At 71.7% G+C, this 3,479-nt stretch carries 4 protein-coding genes; 3 read left to right on the top strand and 1 reads right to left on the bottom strand.

Annotated features, from left to right (window positions below):
- Positions 1-597, top strand: a 597-nt coding sequence (locus AC13HU_RS34370) for a carbohydrate-binding module family 20 domain-containing protein (protein ID WP_483045915.1), incomplete at its 5' end; no start/stop codon positions are given.
- 588 nt (positions 598-1,185) lie between these two features.
- Positions 1,186-1,968: a ferritin-like domain-containing protein gene (locus AC13HU_RS34375; RefSeq protein WP_483045916.1), complete on the top strand. Its 783-nt coding sequence runs from the start codon at positions 1,186-1,188 to the stop codon at positions 1,966-1,968.
- Between the two features lie 241 nt (positions 1,969-2,209).
- On the opposite strand, the gene AC13HU_RS34380 is transcribed toward AC13HU_RS34375, so the two are convergent.
- Positions 2,210-2,701 (bottom strand): 8-oxo-dGTP diphosphatase, encoded by a 492-nt coding sequence (locus tag AC13HU_RS34380; protein WP_483045917.1) that lies wholly within the window; start codon positions 2,699-2,701, stop codon positions 2,210-2,212.
- Between the two features lie 175 nt (positions 2,702-2,876).
- On the opposite strand from AC13HU_RS34380, the gene AC13HU_RS34385 reads away from it, so the two are divergent.
- The gene (locus tag AC13HU_RS34385; protein ID WP_483045918.1) at positions 2,877-3,395 is read left to right on the top strand and encodes a DinB family protein; all 519 of its coding nucleotides are present in this window, start codon (positions 2,877-2,879) and stop codon (positions 3,393-3,395) included.
- Positions 3,396-3,479: the final 84 nt, after the last annotated feature.

Below are 3,479 nucleotides of genomic sequence, written 5' to 3' on the forward strand. Positions count from 1 at the left end.
GTCACCGAGACCTTCCACGAGTCCGAGGCCGCGCCCTCGGGCCAGCAGGTCTACCTGGTCGGCTCCATCTCCGCGCTGGCCGGCTGGGACACCACCCAGGCGATCCCGCTCGACTCCACCGACGGAACGAACTGGACCGGCACGCTGAACCTGCCGGCGAACACGTCCTTCGAGTACAAGTACATCCTCAAGGACGCCTCGGGGAACGTGACATGGGAGTCGGGCAACAACCACACCGCTGACACCGGCAGCGCCGGCGGCACCCTGGACGACACCTGGGGCGTCCAGTCCTCCGGCGGCGCGAACCAGGTAGCCGTCGCCTTCCACGAGGCGGAGTCCGCGCCCGCCGGCCAGAAGGTCTACGTGACCGGCTCGATCCCGGTGCTCGGCGACTGGGCCCCCACCCAGGCGATCGCGCTCAGCTCCGCCGACCAGGCGAACTGGTCCGGCACCGCGAACCTGCCGGCGAACACGTCCTTCGAGTACAAGTACATCCTCAAGGACGCGTCCGGGAGCGTGACATGGGAGTCGGGCGCCAACCGCACCGCCGGCACCGGTGGTTCGGGCTCCCTGACCCTCAACGACACCTGGAAGTAAGGCAGTCACCCGGCGCGGGTCCGGACCGGCGCGTGTCCGGGCTCCGCACGGGGACCACGCCGACGCCACCGACGGCAACGAGTCCGACGCCTCCACCGCCGCCACCACCGCGAACAACGTCGAGGTGGTCGATCTGACGTTGCCCGCCTCCACCGACCCCAGCGGCAAGACCGTCCACCTCGCCGGCACCCTGGCCGCGCTCGGCGGCGGCGCCGCCGACTGGGCACCGGACGGCCTCGCCTTCACCCGCGTCGACGCGACCCACTGGACCGCCACCATCAAGGCCGCCGGCCCCACCACGATCCAGTACAAGTACACGCTTGGCGGTGCCTGGGCGAACAACGAGGAGACCGCCGGCTGCGCCTACGTCGGCTGCTGGATCCGCCGGTCACACCAGCAGGCCGGCGGGCGGCCCGCACCCCCTGGTGTGGGCCGGCCCGTCGCCCGCCCGCCTGTCGCCCGCCGGCCGCGCCGCGCCGCGCGGGAGCCACCCGGATGGCCGAGCCGCGGGTCCGACCCGGTTGCGGAGCCGTCCGAGGCGACCTTGACTGCTGCTGGTACCTGCCGGGCGGAGAGAGGAGCACGGAGATGCTGTCGGTGCGCGGACTTTTCACCTCGATCGTGGACAACGACGACTCCTACCGCCTCTTCTGCTCCATCGCGGCGAGCGGTGAGGCGCAGGGCGGCTGGGAGAACGGCCGGATTGCCGCGCTGGTACCCCCCTCGCAGCAGGAACTGGCCCCGAAGATCACCCGGCACGGCGCCGACGAGGACAAGCACGGCCGGATCTTCAACGCGCTGCTGCGCAAACGCGGGCTGGAGCCCGTACCGGTGCCGGCCGACACCGACTACACGATGCTGCTGGAGCGGGCCGGTATCGGGCTCGCCCACACCCGGCTGCGGCTGGACCAGCCGCTGACCGAGCAGGACATCGTCACCTATCTGGCGCACAGCAGGGTCACCGAGCAGCGCGCGTCCGAGCAGATGGCACTCCTGCTCAGGTACTTCGCGCAGCACCCGGAGGTCGGCCGTGCGGTCCGGGCGATCTCGCACGACGAGGACAACCACCTCGCCTACTGCCACGAGGAGTTGCTGCGGCTGGCAGCCGCCGGGCACGGCCGCGCCATCCACCGCGTGCTGCGTGAGTGCGCCCACGCGGAGATCCGGGTGCACCGCGATGTGAGCCTCGCGGTGATGGCCCGGATGGGCCGCATCCTGCGCTGGCCGGTGCCCGTCGCCGCGCTGATCCGCTTCGGCATCCACCTCACCTACCTCTACGAGCGGGTGCACGGCTGGCGCCGCATGACCACGCTCACGATGCCGCTACGGCGCGACGCCCTCGGCGGTGAGCCCGCCCCCGCCCGAGCCTGACCCTCCGGGGTGGTGTGTTCTGTCGGTTCAGGGACCATCTGCCGGTGGTGGGCTGGGGGTACCTCCCAGGCGAAGCTCCGGGGGAGCGCAGTACCCCGCACCCCTGCGTCTGCGTATGTGCGGCTCCCACCGTGCTTGCCCCGGAGGGACCCGGGCGAATCCAGGGGCGCGGGGAACTGCGCGACAAACCACCCACTCACCGCAAGGTCCCGCGGACCGCGGACAGGGGCACCCCGGTGGGTCAGGGCACCGTACGGATCGTGGCGGAGGCGACGTGTTCGTTGTCCTCGGCGAAGACGATCTCCGCGTCGAGGGTGCGACCCGCGAGCACCTGGGGGAGCCAGTGACGGGCGTCGTCCCACATGGAGTCGAGGGGGAGCGCGTCGACGGGCACCCAGAGCGGAGCGATCTCACGGGTCTCGCCGGCCTCCCCGAGCACGCGGGACGTGGTGAACGCGGTGACCCACATGTCCCAGGCCGGCCGGGCCGGAAACCGCCAGTCGACGACGGCCGCGGGCCGCAGATCGGCCGGGTCGACGACGAGCCCCGACTCCTCGGCGACCTCGCGCACCGCGGCCTGCGCCGCGCTCTCGCCGGGCTCCACGTGCCCGCCGAGACCGACCACCTTCCCCGCGCCGAGCCCCGTCTTCTTGCGCCCGAGCAACACCTCCGTACGGCCGTCGGCGCCGTCGCGCAGGCAGAAACACAGGCAGGTATGAGTACGTTGGTCCACCCGCCGGATCATGACGCACCTTCCCCTGATGCCACAACGCGCCCCCTGCCGCCTGCCGGCACGCGGTGACGTACGCGCGGATCAGCGGCCCGTTCGCGGCGCGCGGCCAGGCCCGCGCCCGGGCCACCGCGTTCGACCCGCCCGGTTCCTCCAGGGCACTGGCTAAGCTCCCGTCATGACCAGTGAGATAGAGGACACGCGTGTCGGGCCGCCGCACTTCGGGACGGAGCGGGAGATGCTGCGGGCCTTTCTCGACTACCAGCGGGCCACGTTGGCGATGAAGTGCGCGGGGCTCGGCGACGAGGAACTGCGGCAGCGGTCGATGCCGCCGTCCACGCTGTCGCTGCTGGGCCTGGTGCGTCACCTGGCGGAGGTCGAACGGACCTGGTTCCGGCGGGTGTTCGAGGACCACGACGCTCCGATGGTGTGGTCGAAGGAGATCGACTTCCAGGCGGCGTACGACGTGAGCGGTTCGACCCGGGCGGAGGCGTTCGGCGCGTGGGAGGCGGAGGTCGCGGTCTCCCGGCGGATCGAGGCGGCGGCCACGTCGCTGGACGTGGCCGGCTACCAGCCCAGGTGGGAGGAAGAAGTGAGCCTGCGGATGGTGATGGTGCACGTGTTGCTGGAGTACGGACGGCACAACGGCCACGCGGACTTCCTTCGTGAAGGAGTCGACGGGACGGTGGGGGCGTAGCGGTAAGGGGATCGTAAACTCCCCTGGTGGACAGATCTCCGCCGCCGCCCCCAGAGGACCAGCCGCCGCCTCCCGGGGGATACC

This window comes from Streptomyces sp. NH27, assembly GCF_056859195.1.